The organism is Sphingomonas suaedae, assembly GCF_007833215.1.
Taxonomy (GTDB): domain Bacteria; phylum Pseudomonadota; class Alphaproteobacteria; order Sphingomonadales; family Sphingomonadaceae; genus Sphingomonas; species Sphingomonas suaedae.
This window is the reverse complement of the sequence record NZ_CP042239.1, coordinates 3,406,658-3,426,718: the sequence shown is the minus strand read 5'-3', so window position 1 is coordinate 3,426,718 and position 20,061 is coordinate 3,406,658. Positions and strand designations below refer to the sequence as shown.

14 protein-coding genes are annotated in these 20,061 nt (G+C 67.1%); 9 read left to right on the top strand and 5 right to left on the bottom strand.

What is annotated here, in order from left to right; all coding sequences use genetic code 11:
- Positions 1-3 precede the first annotated feature (3 nt).
- The 5 genes from FPZ54_RS16320 (at position 4) to cobA (ending at position 7,497) form a co-directional block, all read left to right on the top strand.
- Positions 4-1,197, top strand: a complete 1,194-nt coding sequence (locus tag FPZ54_RS16320; RefSeq protein WP_145848890.1) for an alginate export family protein — start codon at positions 4-6, stop codon at positions 1,195-1,197.
- Complete coding sequence (gene nirB, locus FPZ54_RS16315; RefSeq protein WP_145848889.1) at positions 1,197-3,677, top strand: nitrite reductase large subunit NirB; 2,481 nt, start codon at positions 1,197-1,199, stop codon at positions 3,675-3,677. The genes FPZ54_RS16320 and nirB overlap by 1 nt, the downstream gene beginning before the upstream one ends.
- Positions 3,674-4,012 (top strand): nitrite reductase small subunit NirD, encoded by a 339-nt coding sequence (nirD, locus tag FPZ54_RS16310; protein ID WP_186456801.1) that lies wholly within the window; start codon positions 3,674-3,676, stop codon positions 4,010-4,012. The genes nirB and nirD overlap by 4 nt, the downstream gene beginning before the upstream one ends.
- Before the next feature lie 127 nt (positions 4,013-4,139).
- Complete coding sequence (locus tag FPZ54_RS16305; RefSeq protein WP_145848888.1) at positions 4,140-6,728, top strand: nitrate reductase; 2,589 nt, start codon at positions 4,140-4,142, stop codon at positions 6,726-6,728.
- Positions 6,718-7,497 carry a uroporphyrinogen-III C-methyltransferase gene (cobA, locus tag FPZ54_RS16300; RefSeq protein WP_145848887.1) on the top strand — a complete coding sequence of 260 codons (780 nt, stop codon included), beginning with the start codon at positions 6,718-6,720 and terminating at the stop codon, positions 7,495-7,497. The genes FPZ54_RS16305 and cobA overlap by 11 nt, the downstream gene beginning before the upstream one ends.
- Positions 7,498-7,546: 49 nt before the next feature.
- On the opposite strand, the gene FPZ54_RS19960 is transcribed toward cobA, so the two are convergent.
- From FPZ54_RS19960 to FPZ54_RS16280, 4 genes are read right to left on the bottom strand one after another with little or no spacing between them, the layout of a single operon-like run.
- Positions 7,547-9,001 carry a 2-dehydro-3-deoxy-6-phosphogalactonate aldolase gene (locus tag FPZ54_RS19960; protein ID WP_186456800.1) on the bottom strand — a complete coding sequence of 485 codons (1,455 nt, stop codon included), beginning with the start codon at positions 8,999-9,001 and terminating at the stop codon, positions 7,547-7,549.
- Complete coding sequence (locus FPZ54_RS16290) at positions 8,998-9,945, bottom strand: 2-dehydro-3-deoxygalactonokinase (RefSeq protein ID WP_186456799.1); 948 nt, start codon at positions 9,943-9,945, stop codon at positions 8,998-9,000. The genes FPZ54_RS19960 and FPZ54_RS16290 overlap by 4 nt, the downstream gene beginning before the upstream one ends.
- Positions 9,929-10,666, bottom strand: coding sequence for an SDR family NAD(P)-dependent oxidoreductase (locus tag FPZ54_RS16285; RefSeq protein WP_145848885.1), 738 nt, complete (start codon positions 10,664-10,666; stop codon positions 9,929-9,931). The genes FPZ54_RS16290 and FPZ54_RS16285 overlap by 17 nt, the downstream gene beginning before the upstream one ends.
- The gene (locus FPZ54_RS16280; RefSeq protein ID WP_145848884.1) at positions 10,663-12,390 is read right to left on the bottom strand and encodes a sodium:solute symporter family transporter; all 1,728 of its coding nucleotides are present in this window, start codon (positions 12,388-12,390) and stop codon (positions 10,663-10,665) included. The genes FPZ54_RS16285 and FPZ54_RS16280 overlap by 4 nt, the downstream gene beginning before the upstream one ends.
- Before the next feature lie 187 nt (positions 12,391-12,577).
- Between FPZ54_RS16280 and FPZ54_RS16275 the strand changes: the two genes are divergently transcribed.
- From FPZ54_RS16275 to FPZ54_RS16260, 4 genes are all read left to right on the top strand, one after another.
- The gene (locus FPZ54_RS16275) at positions 12,578-13,951 is read left to right on the top strand and encodes a hypothetical protein (protein ID WP_145848883.1); all 1,374 of its coding nucleotides are present in this window, start codon (positions 12,578-12,580) and stop codon (positions 13,949-13,951) included.
- Between the two features lie 153 nt (positions 13,952-14,104).
- Positions 14,105-14,827 carry an IclR family transcriptional regulator gene (locus FPZ54_RS16270; protein WP_145848882.1) on the top strand — a complete coding sequence of 241 codons (723 nt, stop codon included), beginning with the start codon at positions 14,105-14,107 and terminating at the stop codon, positions 14,825-14,827.
- An 82-nt stretch (positions 14,828-14,909) separates the two neighbouring features.
- On the top strand, positions 14,910-15,839 hold the full coding sequence (locus tag FPZ54_RS16265; protein ID WP_145848881.1) for a dihydrodipicolinate synthase family protein: 930 nt from the start codon (positions 14,910-14,912) through the stop codon (positions 15,837-15,839).
- Between the two features lie 10 nt (positions 15,840-15,849).
- Positions 15,850-17,025, top strand: coding sequence for a mandelate racemase/muconate lactonizing enzyme family protein (locus tag FPZ54_RS16260; RefSeq protein WP_145848880.1), 1,176 nt, complete (start codon positions 15,850-15,852; stop codon positions 17,023-17,025).
- Positions 17,026-17,210: 185 nt separating this feature from the next.
- Here FPZ54_RS16260 and FPZ54_RS16255 read toward each other — a convergent pair whose 3' ends face one another.
- Positions 17,211-20,054 (bottom strand): hypothetical protein, encoded by a 2,844-nt coding sequence (locus tag FPZ54_RS16255; RefSeq protein ID WP_145848879.1) that lies wholly within the window; start codon positions 20,052-20,054, stop codon positions 17,211-17,213.
- Between the last annotated feature and the right edge of the window lie 7 nt (positions 20,055-20,061).

Here is a 20,061-nt window from a genome sequence, read left to right as displayed (position 1 = left end):
GCCATGTGGAGGACATTCCCCCTGATCGGGCTGGTGGTGGCGATGCCCGCCACCGCCCAGACGCTGACGCCGATGATCGATGCGCGGCTGCGCACCGAGCGGGTCGAACAGGACGGACTGCCCCTCGACGGCGAAGCGGTGACGCTGCGCCTGCGCGCCGGGGTGCAGGCGAGCGAAGGGCCGCTCACCGCGCTGGTGGAGGCGCAGGGCAATCTCTCGCTTGCGGGCCGCTATGAGGACGGACTCTCCGGATCGGCGGCACGCCCCCTGATCGCCGATCCGGAGAACATCGCCATTCATCGGGCGCAACTGGCGCTCAAGCTGCCGGGCGTGACGCTGACTGCGGGTCGCCAGCGGATCACGCTCGACGACGAGCGGTTCGTCGGCGCGGTCGGGTTTCGCCAGAACGGGCAGAGCTTCGACGCGGTGCGCGCCGAGGTGACGCCGGTGAAGGGCGTGAAGGCGGACCTAAGCTATGTCTGGAGCGTGCGGACGATCTGGGGCGTGGACGGCACCGGCGCGCGGCAGCGCGCGGTGGGCGGCGACACTGTCTTCGCCAACCTGTCCTGGGCCAGTCCGATCGGGACGCTGACCGGCTTTGGCTATTGGGCGGATCAGGACGAGGCTGCGGTGCAGGGATTCCGCCTGTCGAGCCGGACGTTCGGCGTGCGGCTGGCGGGCGCGCGAACGCTGGGCAAGGCGAAGCTGGCCTGGCAGCTGAGCCATGCGCGCCAGAGCGAATTCGGGCGCAACCCCAATGATTATGCCGCGCATTATTGGCTGGCGGACCTATCGGTGGACCTTGACGGGCCAAGGCTGGGGGCGGGCTATGAGGTGCTGGGTGCCGATGACGGCCGCCCCTTCACCAGCTTTCAGACCCCGCTTGCCACCGGGTTCAAGTTTCAGGGCTGGGCCGACAAATATCTCGCCACCCCGCCCGACGGGTTGCGCGACCTGTATCTGAGCGCGGGCTGGAGCTGGAAGGCGGTCGGCCCGGCCAAAGCAGTCGCGCTGCAGGCCGCATGGCACCGCTACGAAAGCGACCGGCTGACCCGCCATTATGGCGACGAACTCAACCTGCTCGCTTCGGCGAAGCTGGGCAGGACCACCGCATCGGTGCGCTTTGCGGATTATCGCGCCGACGGCTTTGCCACCGACACGCGCAAATACTGGCTGCAACTGGACTGGACACTCTGATGGACGTGCAACGCATCCTACCCGCGAAGGACGATCATCGCGAACATCTCGTCGTGATCGGCAACGGCATGGCCGGGTGCCGCGCGGTCGAGGAAATCCTGGCGCGCGACCCGGCCCGCTATCGCGTCACCATCTTCGGTGCCGAGCCGCGGGTGAATTACAACCGCATCATGCTGTCGCCCGTGCTGGCGGGAGAGAAGGCGTTTGACGACATCGTGATCAACGGGGCGGACTGGTATGCCGAACATGGCATCGACCTGATCGCGGGCGACCCGGTGGTGGGGATCGACCGCGCGGGGAAGACGGTGACATCGCGCGCCGGGGTGACGACCGCCTATGACAAGCTGCTGATCGCCACCGGCTCCGACCCCTTCATCATCCCGGTGCCCGGACACCAGCTGCCCGGCGTGATCGCGTTCCGCGACATGGACGATGTCGGAACGATGCTGACCGCCGCCGCAAAAGGCGGGAGCGCGGTGGTGATCGGCGGCGGGCTGCTTGGGCTCGAAGCGGCACATGGCCTGTCGCTCCGGGGCATGAAGGTGACGGTGCTGCACCTAATGCCGACGCTGATGGAGCGCCAGCTCGATGAAGCAGCTGGGTGGCTGCTCAAACAGGCGCTGGAAGCGCGCGGGCAGGTGATCCTCACCGGAGCCGACACCGCCGAGATCATGGGCGACGGCAAGGTGGAGGCGGTCCGCCTTAAGGACGGAACCGAAATCGCCGCCGATCTGGTGGTGATGGCGGTCGGCATCCGTCCCTCGACGGCCCTCGCCCGCGCCGCGGGGCTGGAGGTCGGGCGCGGGATCAAGGTTGACGACCATATGGTCACGTCTGACCCCGATGTGCTGGCGGTCGGCGAATGCGTCGAGCATGACGGAAATGTCTATGGCCTGGTCGCGCCGCTTTGGGACATGTGCCGGAGCCTCGCCGATCGCATGACCGACCAGCCCAGCGGCTATCGCGGATCGGTCACCTCGACCAAGCTCAAGGTTTCGGGGATCGACGTGTTTTCGGCGGGCGATTTCTCCGGCGGCGACGGGTGCGAGGACATCGTGATGCGCGACGCCGCGCGCGGGGTGTACAAGCGCGTGGTGGTCAAGGACGACCGCATTATCGGCGCGGTGCTCTATGGCGATACCGCCGACGGCAACTGGTATTTCGACTTGCTCAAGAAACAGGAGAGCGTGGCCGAGGTCCGCGACCTGCTGATCTTTGGTCAGGCCTTCGCCCAGGGAGGGGGCGCGGCGGACCCTAAGGCGACCGTTGCGGCGCTCTCGGACGATGCCGAGATTTGCGGCTGCAACGGCGTGACCAAGGGACAGCTGGTGTCGTGCATCGCCAGGGGTGCGCACAGCCTCGATGCGATGCGATCGACGTGCAAGGCATCGGCGAGTTGCGGGAGCTGCACCGGGCTGGTCGAGACCGTCCTCGCGCTGACGCTGGGCGACGAGGTGCAGGCGAGTGCCAGGACGATGTGCAACTGCACCAGCTTCGGCCATGACGATGTCCGGCGCGAGATCGTCGCGCAGGAGATGCGGTCGATCCCGGAGGTGATGCAGAAGCTGCACTGGAGCACGCCCGATGGCTGCTCCTCGTGCCGCCCCGCGCTCAATTATTATCTGCTCTGCGCGCTGCCCGGCGAATATCAGGACGACCAGCAGAGCCGCTTCGTCAACGAACGGATGCACGCCAATATCCAGAAGGACGGCACCTATTCGGTCGTCCCGCGCATGTGGGGTGGCCTCACCAACCCGCGCGAACTGCGCGCGATCGCCGATGTGGTCGAGAAATATAACGCGCCGATGGTCAAGGTCACCGGCGGCCAGCGGCTCGACATTTTCGGGATCAGGAAGGAGGATCTGCCCGCCGTCTGGGCCGATTTGGGCGCCGCCGGGATGGTCAGCGGCCATGCCTATGGCAAGTCGCTGCGCACGGTGAAGACCTGTGTCGGCTCCGAATGGTGCCGCTTCGGCACGCAGGATTCGACCGGCCTTGGCGTCAAGATCGAGCGCGCGACCTGGGGGTCGTGGATGCCGCACAAGTTCAAGATCGCGGTCAGCGGCTGCCCGCGCAACTGCGCCGAGGCGACGATCAAGGATTTCGGCGTGGTGTGCGTGGACTCGGGCTACGAACTGCATGTCGGCGGCAATGGCGGCATCCATGTCCGCGCCACCGACCTGTTGTGCAAGGTCGCGACCGAGGCGGAGGCGATCGAGCATTGCGCCGCCTTCATCCAGCTCTACCGCGAGGAAGCGCGTTACCTCGAGCGCACCGCGCCTTGGATCGAGCGGGTCGGCGTCGGCTATGTCCGGTCGCGGCTGCTCGACGACGCACAGGTCCGCGCCGACCTCGCCGCGCGCTTCTTTCATTCGCAGCGCTTCTCGCAGGACGATCCCTGGGCGGCACGCGCAAAGGGCGCCGAGCGCGAGCATCATGCGCCGATGGCGCGCTTCACCCCCGTGGGAGAGATGGCATGATCGGCGCGTGGCTCGATATCGGCTGGCTGAACGAAATTCCGGTGCGCGGCAGCCGGACCGTTCAGGTCGAGGGTGGCGATGACATCGCGATCTTCCGCACCGGCGAGAACAAGCTGTTCGCGCTGCTCGACCGCTGTCCGCACAAGCATGGGCGGCTCAGCCAAGGGATCGTGCATGGCGGAGCGGTGGCGTGTCCGCTGCATAATTGGCGGATTTCGCTGACCAGCGGCGAGGCGCTGGGCGAGGACAAGGGCTGTACGCCGACGATACCCGTCAAGGTGAGCGGCGGGCGGGTGCTGATCTGTCGCGCGAGCACGCTGAAGGCGGCGGCGTGAGGGGGGATCCATCTAAGCCCCTCCCCTTCAGGGGAGGGGTTGGGGGTGGGGCCTTTCCGTCTCACCGAGACCGACGTGCCCAGAGGATAGGCCCCACCCCAACCCCTCCCCTGAAGGGGAGGGGCTAGTGAGTATCCGCACCACCTGCGCCTATTGCGGCGTCGGTTGCGGGATCCGCGCGACCGTGACGGGCGAGCGCGAAGTGCGGATCGAGGGCGATCCCGATCACCCCGCCAATCGCGGGCGGCTGTGTTCGAAGGGGACGCATCTCGGCGAGACGGTGGGGCTGGAGGGGCGGCTGCTTCACCCGATGATCGGCCTCAAGCGCGCGAGCTGGGATAAGGCGCTGAACCTGGTCGCCAGGCGCTTTCGCGACACGATTGCGCGGCACGGGCCGGGGAGCGTAGCCTTCTATGTCTCGGGCCAGTTGCTGACCGAGGATTATTATGTCGCGAACAAGCTGATGAAGGGATTCATCGGCACCGCGAATATCGACACCAATTCGCGGCTGTGCATGTCGAGCGCGGTGGCGGGGCATAATCGCGCGTTCGGCGAGGATGTGGTCCCGGCGAGCTATGACGATCTCGACGCCGCCGATCTGATCATACTGGTCGGCAGCAACACCGCCTGGTGCCACCCGATCGTCTATCAGCGCATCGCCGCACGGCGTGAGGCGGGGGCAAAGCTGGTGGTGATCGACCCGCGCCGCACCGAGACTGCAGAGGAGGCCGATCTGCATCTGGCGATCCGGCCGGGCAGCGACGTCGCGCTGATGAACGGGCTGCTCCACTGGTGCCGCGAGGTGGGCGCGATCGACGAAACATATCTCGCCGCGCATGTCGCGACGCCCGAGGGGTTCTGGGACGAGGTAGGAGAGGGGAGCGACCTGTGGTCGGTGGCGCGCACCTGCGATGTGCCGCCTCCAGACCTCAGGCGCTTCTACGAGTTGTTCGCCGCGACGCCGCGTTCGGTGACCATGTTCAGCCAGGGGGTGAACCAGGCGCTTGCCGGGACCGATCAGGTCAACGCGATCCTAAACGTCCATCTGGCGACCGGGCGGATCGGTAGGCCGGGCGCGGCGCCCTTCTCGATCACCGGACAGCCCAATGCGATGGGCGGGCGTGAGGTTGGCGGGCTGGCCTCAACCCTGGCCGCGCATATGGATTTCGCGCCCGAGCACCGCGATCTGGTCCAGCGCTTCTGGGCCTCGCCTGCGATCGCGCAAAAGCCGGGGCTGAAGGCGGTCGATCTGTTCCGTGCGATCGGCGAGGGGCGGATCAAGGCGCTGTGGATCATGGCGACCAACCCCGCGGTGTCGATGCCCGACGCTGGCCGGGTCCGCGAGGCACTCGCCGCCTGCCCCTTCGTCCTGGTCAGCGACGTGATGGAGCGCACCGACAGCGCCGACTATGCCCATGTCCGCCTGCCCGCGGCCGCCTGGGGCGAGAAGGACGGGACGGTGACCAACAGCGACCGCACGATCAGCCGCCAGCGTGCGCTCTTCCCGCTGCCCGGCGAGGCGAAGCCCGACTGGTGGATCGTCAAGGAGGTCGCGCGGCGGATGGGGTGGAAGACTGCCTTTGCCTATGATCGCCCTGCAGAAATCTGGCGCGAGCATTGTCGGCTGTCGCGCTATGGCAATGACGGCAAAAGGCTGTTCGCGCTGCCCGATGGCGGAGCGGGGGGCAATGCCGCCTATGACGCGATGCCCCCGTTCCGCTGGGGCGGGACGCCGTTCGCCGATGGCCGCTATTCGACGCCGGACGCGCGCGCGCGGCTGGTGCCGGTGACTCAAAAGCCGTTGCCCGCGCCGCTGCGCGACTGGCCGATGACGCTCAACACCGGGCGCTATCGCGACCAATGGCACAGCATGACCCGCACCGGCCTGTCGCCGAAACTGGCGCGGCATCGCGAGGAGCCACTGGTCGAGGTACATCCCGAAGACGCCGCCGAACTCGGCCTGGCCGACGGCGGGCTGGCGCGGGTCGGGACACCACAGGGGGACAGCATCTTTCGCGTCGCGCTGACCGATGCGCAGCGGCGCGGCGAGCTGTTCACCCCGATCCACTGGACCGACCGCACTTCGACCGGCGGGCGCACCGGGCTGCTCCCGCGCCCGCTGACCGATCCGCATTCGGGCCAGCCGGGGTTCAAGGCGACTCCGGCGCGGATCGAGGCCGTGGCGACCGAATGGCGCGGATTTCTGATCGTCGCGAGCGAGTTGACGGCACCGCCGCGCTGCCTGTGGGCGACGCGGGTGGCGGTGCCGCAGGGCAGCTTGTGGGAGCTGGCGGGCAATGGCGATGCGGCGCGGATCGAGGCGATATTGCCGCGCGGCGAGCGGGTCGAGGCCATCGATGCCGCCCGCGGGACGCGGCGGATCGCGGTGCTCGACCAGGGCAAGCTGGCGGCGGTGCTGTTCGTCACCCGCACTGGTGAGCTGCCGACACGCGACTGGCTGATCGCGCAGCTCGCCGAGGAGCGCGCCGCGCCGACCCTGCTCGCCGGGCGCGCGCCGGGGATGCAGCCCGATCGTGGCGCAGTGATCTGCGCCTGCTTCGATGTCGGACTCAACGCCATCGTCGCGGCGATCCGCGATCGGGGGCTCGCCGATGTCGCTGCGATCGGCGGCGCGTTGCAGGCCGGTACCAATTGCGGATCGTGCCGCCCGGCGCTCGCCCGCATCCTTTCCGAGGTGACCTCCGATGCCGCATGACGACTTTCCCGGGGGGAGTGTGTGGCTGGTCGGCGCGGGGCCGGGCGATCCCGATCTGCTGACCCGCAAGGCGGTTCGGCTGATCGAAGCGGCGGATATGGTGTTCCACGACGCGCTGGTCGGGTCCGGCGTGCTCGACCTGATCCCCGCCGGGGTCGAGCGGGTCAGCGTCGGCAAGCGCGCCGGGCGGCATTCGAAGGATCAGGGCAGCATCGACGCGCTGCTGGTCGCCGCCGCCCGAGCCGGGCGGCGGGTGGTGCGGCTCAAGGGCGGCGATCCGTCGCTGTTCGGTCGATCGGCCGAAGAGATGGCCGCGCTGCGGGAAGCAGGGTTCATCGTGCAGATCTGCCCGGGAGTGACGGCGGCGAGCGCGGCGGCAGCGTCGGCGGGCGTCTCGCTATCGCTGCGCGGGCTGGCGCGCGAGGTGCGGTTCGTGACCGCGCATAGCAGAAACGGCGCCGCACTCGATCTCGACTGGGCCGGGCTGGCAGCGGGGCAGGCGACGCTGGCCTTCTATATGGGACGCGGTGCGGCGGGGGAGATATCGCGGCGACTGATCGCCGCGGGCCTGATCGGCGCGACACCGGTGCTGATCGCCTGCAATGTCAGCCTGCCCGATGAAAAGCGTCTGTCGACCCGGCTCGACCTGCTGGACATCGCGACCCGATCCTTCGCCGATGATGCGCCGACCCTGATCCTGATCGGCGAAGCGGTGCGGTGCGAGACGACCATGCTGATCGCCCGGGCAAGCCAAGCCGTGAATGTGTAGGATGGGCAGATCATCGCGGCGCTGTCAGTCAGTCGCGCGGGTGGGCCTGCTACTCGACCCTGAACACGGCCCCTGATGCGGTCGAGTCGATCACCTGCGGACTCAACCGCATCCGGGAGGTGGTGACGATGATCCGCCCTTCCCCATCGAGGCACAGGCTGCTGACATGCGGCGCGGGCAGGTGAACGGCGCGGTGCAGCGACCCGTCCGCGCCCAGTTCGACGATCCGCCCCCCGCCCCACATCGCCACCACCGGGTGCCCCGCATGGTTCAGCGTCATGCCGTCGGGTTTGCCGGGCACGCCCATAAAGTCGCTGACGATCACCGGTTCGCCAAGGGATTGGCCTTTCGCGTCAACCGGGAAGCGGATGAGCGTGCGGGACAGGGTGTCGATAAGATAGAGGGTCGTGCCGTCGGCGATGAGGGCGACTCCGTTGCAGACGCCCAGGCCCTCGCAGCATCGCGCCACTGCGCCATCGGCGCCGACCCGGAACAGCGTCCCCCTGCCGCTCAGCAGACCGCGATGCATCGTCCCGGCCCAGATCGTACCATCGTCGCCGATGGTCATGTCGTTGAAGCGACACCCGTTGCCGACATCGACCCGCAGCAACGGCACGGTCGCGCCCCTTGCCGGATCGACCTCGACCACCGAATCGTCGGCGAGCCCGATCATCGCAGCGCCGCGCCAGCCAATCGCGTTGAGCGGCAGGCCCGTCGGGACCCGCCGTTCGGTGCCGGTCGCAAGGTCGATATGGTGGAGCGCCGACTGGACGGGATCGACGAAGAAGATGCCGGTACCGGATCGGTCGAGCAGCGGCGATTCGCTGATCGTCGCGCCGGGATTGGCGATCAGCGTGGCGGGTGCGGGTGGCTCGGCCAGCGCAGCGATCAATGCGTCGGCAGCGCTGCGAACTGCTGCCGCGCTATCACCGGGGCGGTAGAGTTCCGAGCCGACGCCGATGGCGGTGCATCCGCCCTGCAGGAAGCGTGCGGCATTGCGCGCGCCGACCCCGCCGACGGCGATGAAGCGGGTGTCGGCGGGCATCACCGGCCGCAAGGCGCCGATCGCGGCAAGCCCCAGCTCGCCCGCCGGGAAATATTTGAGCCAGCGTGCACCCGCGCGATAGGCGCGGAACGCCTCGCTGGGCGAGGCGACCCCCGGCATCGGGACGAGGCCAAGCGCCAATGCGCGCGCGATTACATCGGTATCGCAATTGGGGGCGACGCAAATCTGTCCGCCCGCATCGGCGAGCCGGTCGACATCTGCCACGTCCACCACCGTCCCGGCCCCGATCACCATCCGCGCGCCGAATTGCGCGCGGAGCAGGGCGATGGTGGTGAATGGATCGGGCGAATTGAGCGGGACTTCGGCGACGCGAACGCCTGCATCGTACAGCGCCTCGACCACCGAGATCGCATCCTGCGGCGGCAGTCCGCGCAAGATCGCGACGATCGGTGCGGCGCCGAGCGCGGCGTCGACGGCGGCATTGGTCTCGCTGCTCATGCCGCGCGCTCGGCGCGGTCGGATGTCGCGGCGACCAGCGCGCCATAGCCCGCGATGCAGCAGCGTTCGGAGTCGACGATCTCCGCCGCAATGTCGTGTGCACCGAGCGGACGGGCGAACAATGCGCTGAGCGCGGGGTTTCCGATCAACGTGACCTGCGCCCCGGCAAGCGCGGGATAGAGGCGCAGCGCATCGGCGATTTCGCCGCCGATCAGCAGGCCGCGCAGATGCGACGCGGCGTCTTCCTTGCCCAGCCCGGCACGGACGGCGCGGGCGCGCGTCTCGAACAACAGGCTGCCAAGGCCCAGGCCGCTGAGGCGCGCGCGATCGCATCCGCCATCGAACGCCGCGCCGACCGCACCGCTGCCTTCGGTGATCGAGGCGAGCAGCCCCTGGCTCGTCATCCGGTCAAAGATTTCCCCGCCCATCGCGGTGAAGAAATCGACGATCCGCCCGTCGCGGCAATGCACCCATTTGCTGTGCGTACCGGGCAGGACGATGAACTGATCGCCGCTGCGCGCGCCACACAGCGCAAGATAACCGTAAAGTTCGACCTCCTCGCCGCGCATCACATCGGGCCCGCCATGGGGGCCGGTACAGGCAAGACCGGGAATGATACGGACGGGCGTGTCGCCGATCGTCGCGTCCAGGCTGTGCGCGGCAAGGTCGGCGACCGATGACGGCGCCTTGCAATAACCCGCATCGGCCCAGCCGATATTCGATCCGATCATCCCGGATGCCCAGCAGTCACCGAGTGGGCCCCAGCGCGCCACCAGCGCGTCGATGCACGCACGCATCCCCTCGCGATCGAGCGCCGCGACACCGTGCGGCATCGCTACGCGGTCCAGCACGGTGCCGTCCGCGCCGATCCGCCAGGCGCGGAAATTGCTGCTCCCCCAATTGATCCCGACCATCGGCCGGGCACCGCTAACGCCGAGTGACACCGGCACCTCCATCCAGTTCGACAATCGTTCCGGTCATCCATCCCGCCGCGTCGGAGGCGACGAACAACACCGTTTCCGCGACATCCCGTGGCGTGCCGAGCCGCCCGAGCGGGTGGCGACCGACATTGGCAGCGCGCGCCGCCGCCGGATCGGGGGTAGAATCGAAATTGCGCGCGAGCAGGGGGGTGTCGACCGATGCCGGAGCAACGCCGTTCACGCGAATATTCTGCTCCGCCAGGTCAAGCGCGGCGGTGCGGATCAGGCCGTCGAGCGCCGCCTTTGACGCCGCATAGGCGGCCAGAGTCGGCGTTGCGAAGCGCGCGTTGATCGAGGAGATCAGCACGAAATTGCCGCCGCCCTTTGCCGCCATCGCCGGGGCGCATCCCTGGATCAGCCGCACGGCGCCGACGACATTGACGTCATAGATGCGCAGCCAGTCGGCGCTGGGTGTATCGGCGATACCGGCATTGACGCTCGCCGCACCCGAATGCACGACGATGTCCGCCGCGCCGCCCACGTCCTGCATCGCCGCCAGCGCGTCTGCAACTGCATCGTCCGAGGCGAGGTCGGCGGCGAGGTTGAGATCGCCATTGCCCGGGCGCGAATGGCCGAGTGCGCACACCCATCCGCCTTCGCGCCGGAATCCATCAACCACCGCGTGACCGATCCCGCCCGAGGCACCGGTGACGAGAATGCGCCGCCCTTCGAACCGTCCGCTCACGTCAGCGCCTCCGCTTGTTCGACTGCGCGTGCACCGCGCCGCCCGATCCACTCGGCAAAGAGCGCCAGCGCTGCAAGCGCCGCTCCGGTGATCAGCAGGACCATGCGATCCTCAGCGCTCGCCGTGATTGCGCTCATCCACAGCAAGAACCCGCTCGCGCCAACCGTCAGCGCGACGATACGCGGCGCGTCCGACGCGCCGCCGCCCGGAACGGTTTCCGGGGCCGGCGGGAGCGCGGCGATCCGCGCGACACCCGGGGCAATCCGGCGTGAGAACAGGTGATAGCCGCCCAGCACCAGCATCGGCACCGCGACCCCGACGATCACGTCGATCAGGATGCCCGCCTCCGCCGCCCAGGACTGGAGCGGGCGGAGCCCGGCGACAGCGCCAAGCGGTCCGGACGGCGTGATCAGGTAGCGCAGGAACAGACCGACGGTGCCCGCCGCGATCACGGTGAGCCAGGCCGATCGCTGATCGACCCGGTTGCTGAAGAATCCCCAGACGCTGGGTGCCACCAACGGCACGACGAGCAGGCTGGTCGCCGCGACGATCACCTTTTCCGCGCCGCCGAGCAAGGGGATCATCGCAGCCACCAGCGTCAGGAACGCACCCAGGCCGATCGTCACCAGACGCCCCGTGCGCACTTCCGCGATGCCATCCCGACCGCGCGTCAGCATCGGCGTGAGCGCGCCCGCAAAGACGTTGAGCTGCCCGCTGATGAGGCTCGCAGTCGCCGAGAACATCGCGGCGAGGACGAGGCCCAGCATGCCGGCCGGCAACACCGCCTGCGCGGCGAGCATATAGGCTTGTTCCGGATCGGCATTGGGATCGATCGCGCGATAGAGCATCGGCGGGAGCAGCCAGAAAGCGGGCGAGATCAGATAGAGCCCGCCGAACAGCCACGCGCTGCGCCGTGCATCGGCGGGCGTCGGCACGCTGATGAAGCGCTGCACGAAAGCCCATTCGGCACCGATCATGAAGAAGTGGATCACCGTCCAGGCGGCGATGAACCACCAGCCATAATCGTCGCTGGTCAATGCAAAAAAGCCCTGCGGCGCGCGTTCGACAAAGCCCTCCAGCCCGCCGATCCGCATAAGGATCAGGATCACGGTGATGAGCACGGCAAGGTTGAGGACGATGAACTGCATGACATCGGTCATCAGCACCGCCCACAGGCCGCCCAGCATCGTATAGAGGACGATCACCGCGCCGAAGCCGATCACCGCGAAGGTGACCGAAAGATTGCCCGTATCCGGGTCGCGCAGCATGTGACCGGGATCCAGCGGCACGAGCACGCAGAGCAGTACCGACAACGCATAGAGCGCGATGCCCGATCCGATCAGGCGGAAGAGCATCATCACCCATAAATAAAGCTGCACCGCAGACTGGCCGAAGCGCAGCCGCACATAGTCTGCGGGCGAATCCACGCCCAGCCTGCGCCAGCGTGCGGCGAGGAATGCGCCGGCGAGAAGGGCGGCGACGCCATAGGACATGTTGACCGCGACCGCGACCAGGCCCGAGCGATAGGCAAGGCCGCCCCAGACGACGAACGTCCCCGCCGAGAACATCGTCATGAAGCCCGAAAGCCCGGCCACCCACCAGGGCGACTGGTGTCCCGCGGCGAACATCTGTTTCAGGCTGGTGTTGCGGCGCATGTAGAAGATGCCGAGCGCCAACATCCCGGCGAGATAGGCGATCAGGACGATCGCATCAGCGGTGGTCATCACGGCCCCTCATTATGCATCCCCTCCGAGCAAATTTTATAGCACTATTAGAGCAACAAATTGCAAAGGCAACGCCCACATAGTGGATATTGCACAAATCATAGTGCTATATAAGCAATTATATCCTATGGAGGCTGTGGCTCCGCGTGGCGTTGGGAGCCGGGAGAAACGCACATAGGAGAGAGTCATGCCGAAAGTCCTAGCCGGTGCCGCGCTCGCGGCCGGAATGCTCGCGACAGGCGGGGGCGCCGCATTGATGTCCGCCGACAGCCGCTCCACTGCCGGGAGCGGCATCGTCCGCATTGCCGGAGAGTCGGGCGCGGCGACGCGACCGGGGCGCGGCGCGTCCGCCACGCCGGAGAGCGCAAGCCTGTCGTCCACGCTGGACGCACCGACACTCGGCCTCGCCGATTCGGTGATCGAGACCTTCCACGATAGCGACACCAATTTGTGCGGAACGCAGAAGGTCCATATCGACGGCCCGGTCCGCGCGTTCGAGGACCAGAACAACGTCATCCACCTGACCGTGTCCGACCCCAATGCGACCGGCTGGCAATGGACCGGATCGGTGACCGGCTTCACCAACAATCCCAAAACCGCCGCGCTCGACTGCACCCCGGTGATGATCGGCAACAGCGGCAATACCGATCCGTCGCAATTCGACCAGAAGACGTGGATCCAGGCGATCCATTTCGCCGGATCGACCGTCTATGCCTATGGCCATCAGGATTATTTCGGCACGCGCACCAACGACCCCGATTGTCACGATGCGGGGACGACCGACGGGCTTCCCTATTGCTGGTATTCGTCGATCCCATTGTGGACCGCGACGGTTTCACCCCCCGACCGGCATGTCGACTTCAGCCGCTCCGCCGCGACGCCGGACCATGTCGCCATCTATCCGCATGTCGCCTATCCGGGCGACGCCAACACGACGAGTGCCGGCTGGATCGGATACGGCACCCCGTCGAACATCATCCGCGGCCGCAATCAGGACGGGACGCTGGACGGCTATCATTACATGTTCGCCTATAGCAGCTCCAATTATGCCGGGCAGGGCAAGGGCGTGTGCCTGTTCCGCAGCGCCGATCCCACCGACCGGACGAGCTGGCGCGCATGGGATGGCAGTACCGCAACGCCGCAATTCACCCAGCAGATGAAGAACCCGTACAGCAACACCAATTCGGCCTGCGCGCTCGTTCAGCCGTCGCTGTTCAAAAGCTATCTCCGCTCGGTCGTGTGGCACAAGCCGTCGCGCCATTATATCGCGATCATTCGCAACAGCAGCGCGGTGCAATATACGACCTCGACCGACCTACTGACCTGGAGCGAACCACAGAGTCTTCTGGTCTCGACATCGGCACAGGCGAATTATCCGGTGGTGATCGATTTCGACGGCGGCGATTATGGCGATTCGAACTTCGACCGGGTCTATTCGAACGGCAAAAGCTACCTCTTCTACCGCAAGTCGATCGCCAGCGGGCACACGCGCATCACCCGGCGCAAGATCGCGGTGACCAACTATCCCGCCGATCCGCCGGGATCGTTCAATCCCAATTGATCCTCTGTTCGAGAGAAATGTAACGCCAGGCGAAACAAAGGAGTTGCGCTCTTAGCGACATCCTTCACAAGGGATGCGGGCGATGGTGCAAGGCGCCGTCGTCCGCATTATCCTGTGGCGCCAATCCGGCGCATCTGATCGGAACGCCTGCTTATGCTGTCCAAACCCAATGCCCAGCCCAACCAGAGCCTGATCGACGGAATCGCCACGCTCCAGGCGCTGGCGGTGTCGCCCGAACCGGTCGGAAATCGCGAACTGGCACGGCAGCTTGGCTTCAATCCCACGCGCGTCAATCGGCTGCTCAAGACGCTATCCTATCTTGGCATCGCCCGGCAGACGGCGAACCGCAAATATACCGCCGGCCCGGGGATGCACGTGCTGGCTGCGCAGAGCCTGCACGCATCGCGGATCATGCAGGATGCGCTGCCGGTGCTGGAGGAACTGCGCCGGTTCGGGCTGACCATCGCGCTGGGCGTGCTGTGGCGCGACAGTGTCAGCTATCTGTTCCACGCCCCGCCCGGCATGAGCACGACCGAGGGGATCGGCCGGATCGGCCTGTTGCCCGCAACATCCAGCGGGATCGGCATGGCGCTGCTTGCCCAGCATGACGATGCGCTGATCGCCGACCTGTTCGCGAATCGCGAAATTCCCGGATTTCCCGGCGGTCTGGACGATCTGCTCACGGCGATCGGGGCGGTGCGCGAACAGGGTTATGCGCGCGTGCTCGTCAATGCGGCGGAGGATCGGCACACCGTCGCGGTTCCGGTTTCCCACCCCTCCTTCGCCGCGGTCGGCATGTCGGGCTGGATTCCCGAACACAATACCGGGGCGATCGTCGAAGCGCTCAAGGGGGCGGCTGCGCGGATCAGCGATTAGCCGAAAAGTATTGCTAATTTAGCAATGTTTGAATAAGCCCGATGCGCGGCCGGGTTACAGGCCGAGCACGGGAGTGATGTGCATGAAGGATATTGCCGGCGCCTTTCCGGTGCTTCCCACCATCTTCGACGATGCAGGCGAAATCGACAGCAACGGCATGGCCAATGTCGTCGAATGGGTGATCGGATGCGGCTGCGACGGCGTGGTGTTCCCGGGCCTGGCCAGCGAATATGACATGCTCGACATCGACGAGCGCCTGACGCTGATCGCGGCAATCGGCGAGCGTACCGCAGGTCGCGTCGCCTTTGTCGCCGGGTGCAGCGGCCAGAGCGATGCCGAGAGCGCAACGCTGATCGCTGCTGCCGAGCGCGCGGGCGCAGCGGCAGCGATGATCGTGACCCCGGCGCGCAAGGGCGACGATCTCGACGCGATCGGCGATTTCTATGCCGGGCTCGCCGACGCGGCGTCGGTTCCGGTGATGTTGCAGAATGCGCCACGCCCGATGGGCCTCGGGCTGAGCACCCGCCAGCTGGTCCAGGTGATCGCGCGGGCGCCGAACATCGCCTATGTGAAGGAAGAGAACGCCCCCTGTGGCCAGCGCATCACGATGCTGCGCGAGGCGGGCGTGCCACAGCTGCGTGCGATCTTCGGCGGCGCCGGCGGGCGCTATATCACCGACGAGCTGGCGCGCGGGGCCGAGGGAACGATGCCCGCGTCGGAGATCGCCGATCTGCACGTCAAGCTGATCGCGGCGCATCGCGCGGGCGATCTGGCGACGGTGCGGATGCTGTTCGAACGCACGCTCCCGCTGCTCAACATGCAGGCGGTGTTCCGCTGGCGGCTGACCAAGGAAGTGTTGCGCCGCCGCGGACTGATCGAGAGCGCCTATGTGCGCGCGCCGGGGCCGCAGCTCGACCGGCATGACCTGGCCGAGCTGGACCAGTTGCTCGCCGCGCTGGAGCCGCTGATGCGCGAGATGGGCAGTTCGCTCGACCTGCGCCAGAGCGTATAGGGGCAGCGCCATGCGCGACCAGATCGACCATATCGAGACGTTCATCGTCACCATCCCGCGCGACACGCCCTATCTGGGGCCGCTGCGCCCGGGCGAAAGCGTGAACGAACGCGGCTATCTGGTCCGCAGCTCGAACGGCACCATCTACCCCACCCAGGACCGGTCCGTGCTGGTCAAGGTGACCACACGGGACGGAGCGGTCGGCTGGGGCGAGACCTATGGCCTGACCGCGCCGCGCGTGATCGGCGAGTTGGTCGACGACCTGATCCTGCCGCTGGTGCGCGGGCGCGATCCGTTCGACGTGTCGGCGATCTGGCACGATTTGTACGATACGCTGCGCGTGCGCGGCTACACCGGTGGCTTCTGGCTCGATGCGCTCGCCGCAGTGGACATCGCGCTGTGGGATATCTGCGGCAAGCTGGCCGGGCAGCCGATCCGCAAGCTGCTGGGCGGCGAGCGGCGCTCGTCGATCCCCGCCTATGTCTCCGGCCTCCCGCGGGCGACGCTCGACGAGCGGGTGGAGCTGGCCGCGCAGTTCGTCGCCAAGGGCTATGACGCGATCAAGTTCGCCGCGGCGGTCGACCCCGACGGGATCGAGGCCGAACTGGCGGCGCTGCGCGATGCGCTGGGGCCGCAGGTCAAGCTGATGATCGACTTCCACTGGATGTTCGGTCGTGGCGAGGCGGCGGCGCTGATCCGGCGGCTGGAACCTTACGGCCTCTATTTCGCCGAAGCGCCGGTGAAGCCCGAGGATGTCGAGGGGCTGGCGCATGTCGCCCGGGCCGTCGTCACCCCGATCGCGGGGGGTGAGGAATGGCGCAGCGTCCACGACGCCCTGCCCCGGCTACGCGCGGGCGCGCTGGCGATCGTCCAGCCCGAGATGGGGCATAAGGGGATCACCCAGTTCCTGCGGATCGCACAGCTTGCCGGTGCGCATCACGTGAAGACGATCCCGCACGCGACGATCGGGGTCGGCATCTTTCAGGCGGCGAGCCTGCAGGCGTCGGCGGCGATCGAAGAGCTGCCGATGCACGAATATCAGCATTCGATTCTGGACCGGAACGCGGCGTTGCTCGACGGCGAGCTGAAGTGCGAAGCGGGCGCCTATGTGCTGCCCGAGGGACCGGGGCTGGGCGTGGCGCCAAGCGCGGCGTTATGGGCGTATGCGGAGAAGATTCAGGGATAGAGGGCCGTGCTGCGCTCCAGATAATCCTAAGGTAGCGCCGCCCCCCAGATCATCACCCCGGCCTTGTGCCGGGGTCCACAGTAACGCACGCGCTTCGATCGAGCCTCTAGTCTAGCGCTGGCCGGACGGTGGACCCCGGAACAAGTCCGGGGTGACAATGGAAATGGAGGGGAGCGCGCGCCCCCTCACTCCCCCAATACCGTCTCCGGACTCGTCACGGTGCCTCCCCCAACCTTGTCGACCGAGAGGGTGAAGCGCAGGCTCTGGCCGTGCTTTCGGGGTACGCTGAATTCGAACGGGAAAGCGGCGTCGGTGACCGTCTTCCAGCCTGCCCCGTCGCGGTAGCGCAGCGTGGCGCGCGCCACGCTGCTGTCATCCTCGCGGAGATAGACATAGCCGCGCCGCCCGAAGCTGCCGAAATCGAGCAGGTATGCGCGCGCATCCCCTGCGGCCAGTTCAGCGCTGTCGTTGGGGACTGGCGTACCGGGCTTTTCGAGCCCCGCCCGGTCGATGCTCGTCTTTGCGCGCAGCCCGTCGATGCGCAGCGCAACCTGGCCACCCGCAGGGACGGTGACCGCCACCTTGCCGTCGGCAAGGCCCGCCCTGCCCTCGCGCGACAACGCGGTGACGCGCAGCGGGCCGGTGGCGGTAACGCGCGCCGGATCGACCTCGATCGCACTGCTCACCGGCTTGTCCGACTGGTTGGCGAGCGCCAGGTAGAGCGCGTCGCCGCGATAGCCCGCGACATAGTTGAGTTCGGGGTGGAAGCGCGTCAGCAGCCCTTTTGGCATCCACAGATGCACGCCGCTGTCGCCATAGAAGCGGCCCGGCGCATAGCCGTAAAAGCCGTTCTGGAGATAGGCATAGGCTTCGATGAACTGGCTGGGGAAATCGATCTGCCCCTTCGACCGCGCGCTTGCATCGGCGAGCAGATAGTCGAGCAGCATCGTCGCCATCGGCCAGATGTGATTATAGTGGAACGAGTTGACGCTCAGATTCTGATGTTCGTTGAGCGGATAGTCCGCGCCCTCGTAGATCGTCGTGCGCGCGGTGTTGATGTGATAGCCGGGGAAATTGCGATAGCGCCCGATGATCGCCGAACGGGCGACGTCGTGGAGCAATTTGTCGCCAGTATCCGCCGCGATCCGCAGCATCCAGGGCGCGAAATTCGCCATGAAGATCGCACGGTGCCCGGTGCTGGTGCCCGAGCTTTCCGGGGTCAGTCCCATTTCGGACAGGCGCCAGGCGGGAACCTGTTCCTCCGGCGCGGACATCGGCTTGTGGCCCTTGGACTTTAGGTACCAATAGACCGGCGCCTTGCCGCCGGGATTGACCGTGACGTTAGCCTCAGGGATGGCGGGGGCCATCCAGGTGAACATCGTATAGCGCCGCGCGCCGAGCCGGGCGGCATCGAGGAAGCGCTTCTCACCGCTTGCCTCGTACAGGCGGTAGAGATCGACGAAATCGGGGACGAAGGCGGGCCAGAAGAAGAAGGACGCGTCCTTGAATTCGGTCTGCTGCGTCTCGACGCGCGTCGCCAGATAGCGATCCGCGCCGGCAATGGCGGTGGCCAGCATCGCGCGGTCGCCGGTCGCCTCGTAAAGCGACAGCGCGTTTGCCCAGGTCCTGCCCTTCTCGGCGACATCCAGGTTGCGCGTGCGCGACCCTGCATATTCGCGCTTCGCCAGGTCGAGCAGCGCGGGGTTGCGGCGGCCGAGCACGGCATAGAGCGTCGCCAGTTCGGAAATCGGCGCGGTCGGGCCGAGCAGCGTGCGCGAGGGGTTCTGGATCTTCTGCTTCGGGTCGAGGCTGAACAGGAATTTCTCCCGCGACAGCATATATTCGACATAGGGGATCACCCGGTCCTCGAACATGCCGGGACGGTCGGTGACCAGCGCCAGTTCGAACGGGTTGAGGCTGCTGACATTCTTCACCGCGCCGGGCACGTCGGTCGAGTAGGACGATCCCTTCAGCTCGGCGATCCAGCGCGCGTAGGACGACATCGAATAATCGACCATGCGGTCGAAGGTCGTGTTGAGCGAGCCCACCGCGTTGCTGCGGAAATCGCGGAAGCCGTAGACGTCGCGCGCCAGCTTTTCGTAGAGCTGGGTCAGCTCTTCGGCCCGTTCGCGGACGAGATAGGCGCGGAACTGCGTGCTGGCGCCGCTGGCGAGCTTCGATCCCGCACCGCCCATTACCGGCGCGAAGATCATCGGGCTGGCGGTGCCGTCGGTGCCGCGCACCGCGACGCCGAAGCGGCTGTTGTCGGCGAGCGGCAGCGGCTGGAACGGGAATTCGTCGGGATGCGCGATCGCGGCAAAGCCGGTGTCGCCCTGGCGGACCATCGTCGTGGGCAGCGTCGCGCGATAGGCGAGCGTCAGGTACGAGCGGTCCGGCAGCCGCTTTTCCTGCCAGATCAGCGGCTGCCAGATTTCCGATGCCTGTGCGGGGGCAAGGTCGGGCGCGCCGGTATAGCCGACCGAGAAATAGCCGGGCTGTTTCGCGTCGAGCTTCCAGCTCAGCAGCGGATAGGGCTGGGCCGCCAGATCGATTTCGGCGGTGAGCGTAAAACGCGCATCGGCGGGGTAGGTCGCGATCAGCCGATCGCCCTCACGCCGCACGCTGGCGGGCTTGATCGCAATCGTTTCGCCCGCGTTGAAATAGTCGGCGCTACGTGCCTCGGCCTTCGCGGCGAGGATACGCTCGTCGAACCCGTCGCCCTGCACCGCCTCGTCGCGCTTCTCGGCGACGAGATCGGCGCGTGCGGGATCGAAGGCGCGCCAGGTGGCGACATTATAGGCGACGCCCTTGATCCCCGCCGGGCGCTGCGCGATCTGGGGATCGTCGGGCCGGTACAGCACCGTGAAGTCGAGATCGAAGCCCGCGATCCGCTGCGCCAGCGCATCCTGTACCGGAGCGGCAGGAACGGCATCCGCCCCTGCCCCTTGCCGCGTGGCGCAAGCGGACAGCGCCGTCCCCGCCGCGAGCATCGCCAACACCGCCGGCAACCGGCCCGTACGCCCAATCATCACGCTA

What these genes read in the sequence shown, in the direction of transcription:
- FPZ54_RS16320 (WP_145848890.1), top strand. Translation starts at nt 4, where the DNA reads ATGTGGAGGACATTCCCCCTGATCGGGCTGGTGGTGGCGATGCCCGCC.
- nirB (WP_145848889.1), top strand. Translation starts at nt 1,197, where the DNA reads ATGGACGTGCAACGCATCCTACCCGCGAAGGACGATCATCGCGAACAT.
- nirD (WP_186456801.1), top strand. Translation starts at nt 3,674, where the DNA reads ATGATCGGCGCGTGGCTCGATATCGGCTGGCTGAACGAAATTCCGGTG.
- cobA (WP_145848887.1), top strand. Translation starts at nt 6,718, where the DNA reads ATGCCGCATGACGACTTTCCCGGGGGGAGTGTGTGGCTGGTCGGCGCG.
- FPZ54_RS19960 (WP_186456800.1), bottom strand. Translation starts at nt 9,001, where the DNA reads ATGAGCAGCGAGACCAATGCCGCCGTCGACGCCGCGCTCGGCGCCGCA.
- FPZ54_RS16280 (WP_145848884.1), bottom strand. Translation starts at nt 12,390, where the DNA reads ATGACCACCGCTGATGCGATCGTCCTGATCGCCTATCTCGCCGGGATG.
- FPZ54_RS16275 (WP_145848883.1), top strand. Translation starts at nt 12,578, where the DNA reads ATGCCGAAAGTCCTAGCCGGTGCCGCGCTCGCGGCCGGAATGCTCGCG.
- FPZ54_RS16270 (WP_145848882.1), top strand. Translation starts at nt 14,105, where the DNA reads ATGCTGTCCAAACCCAATGCCCAGCCCAACCAGAGCCTGATCGACGGA.
- FPZ54_RS16265 (WP_145848881.1), top strand. Translation starts at nt 14,910, where the DNA reads ATGAAGGATATTGCCGGCGCCTTTCCGGTGCTTCCCACCATCTTCGAC.
- FPZ54_RS16260 (WP_145848880.1), top strand. Translation starts at nt 15,850, where the DNA reads ATGCGCGACCAGATCGACCATATCGAGACGTTCATCGTCACCATCCCG.
- FPZ54_RS16255 (WP_145848879.1), bottom strand. Translation starts at nt 20,054, where the DNA reads ATGATTGGGCGTACGGGCCGGTTGCCGGCGGTGTTGGCGATGCTCGCG.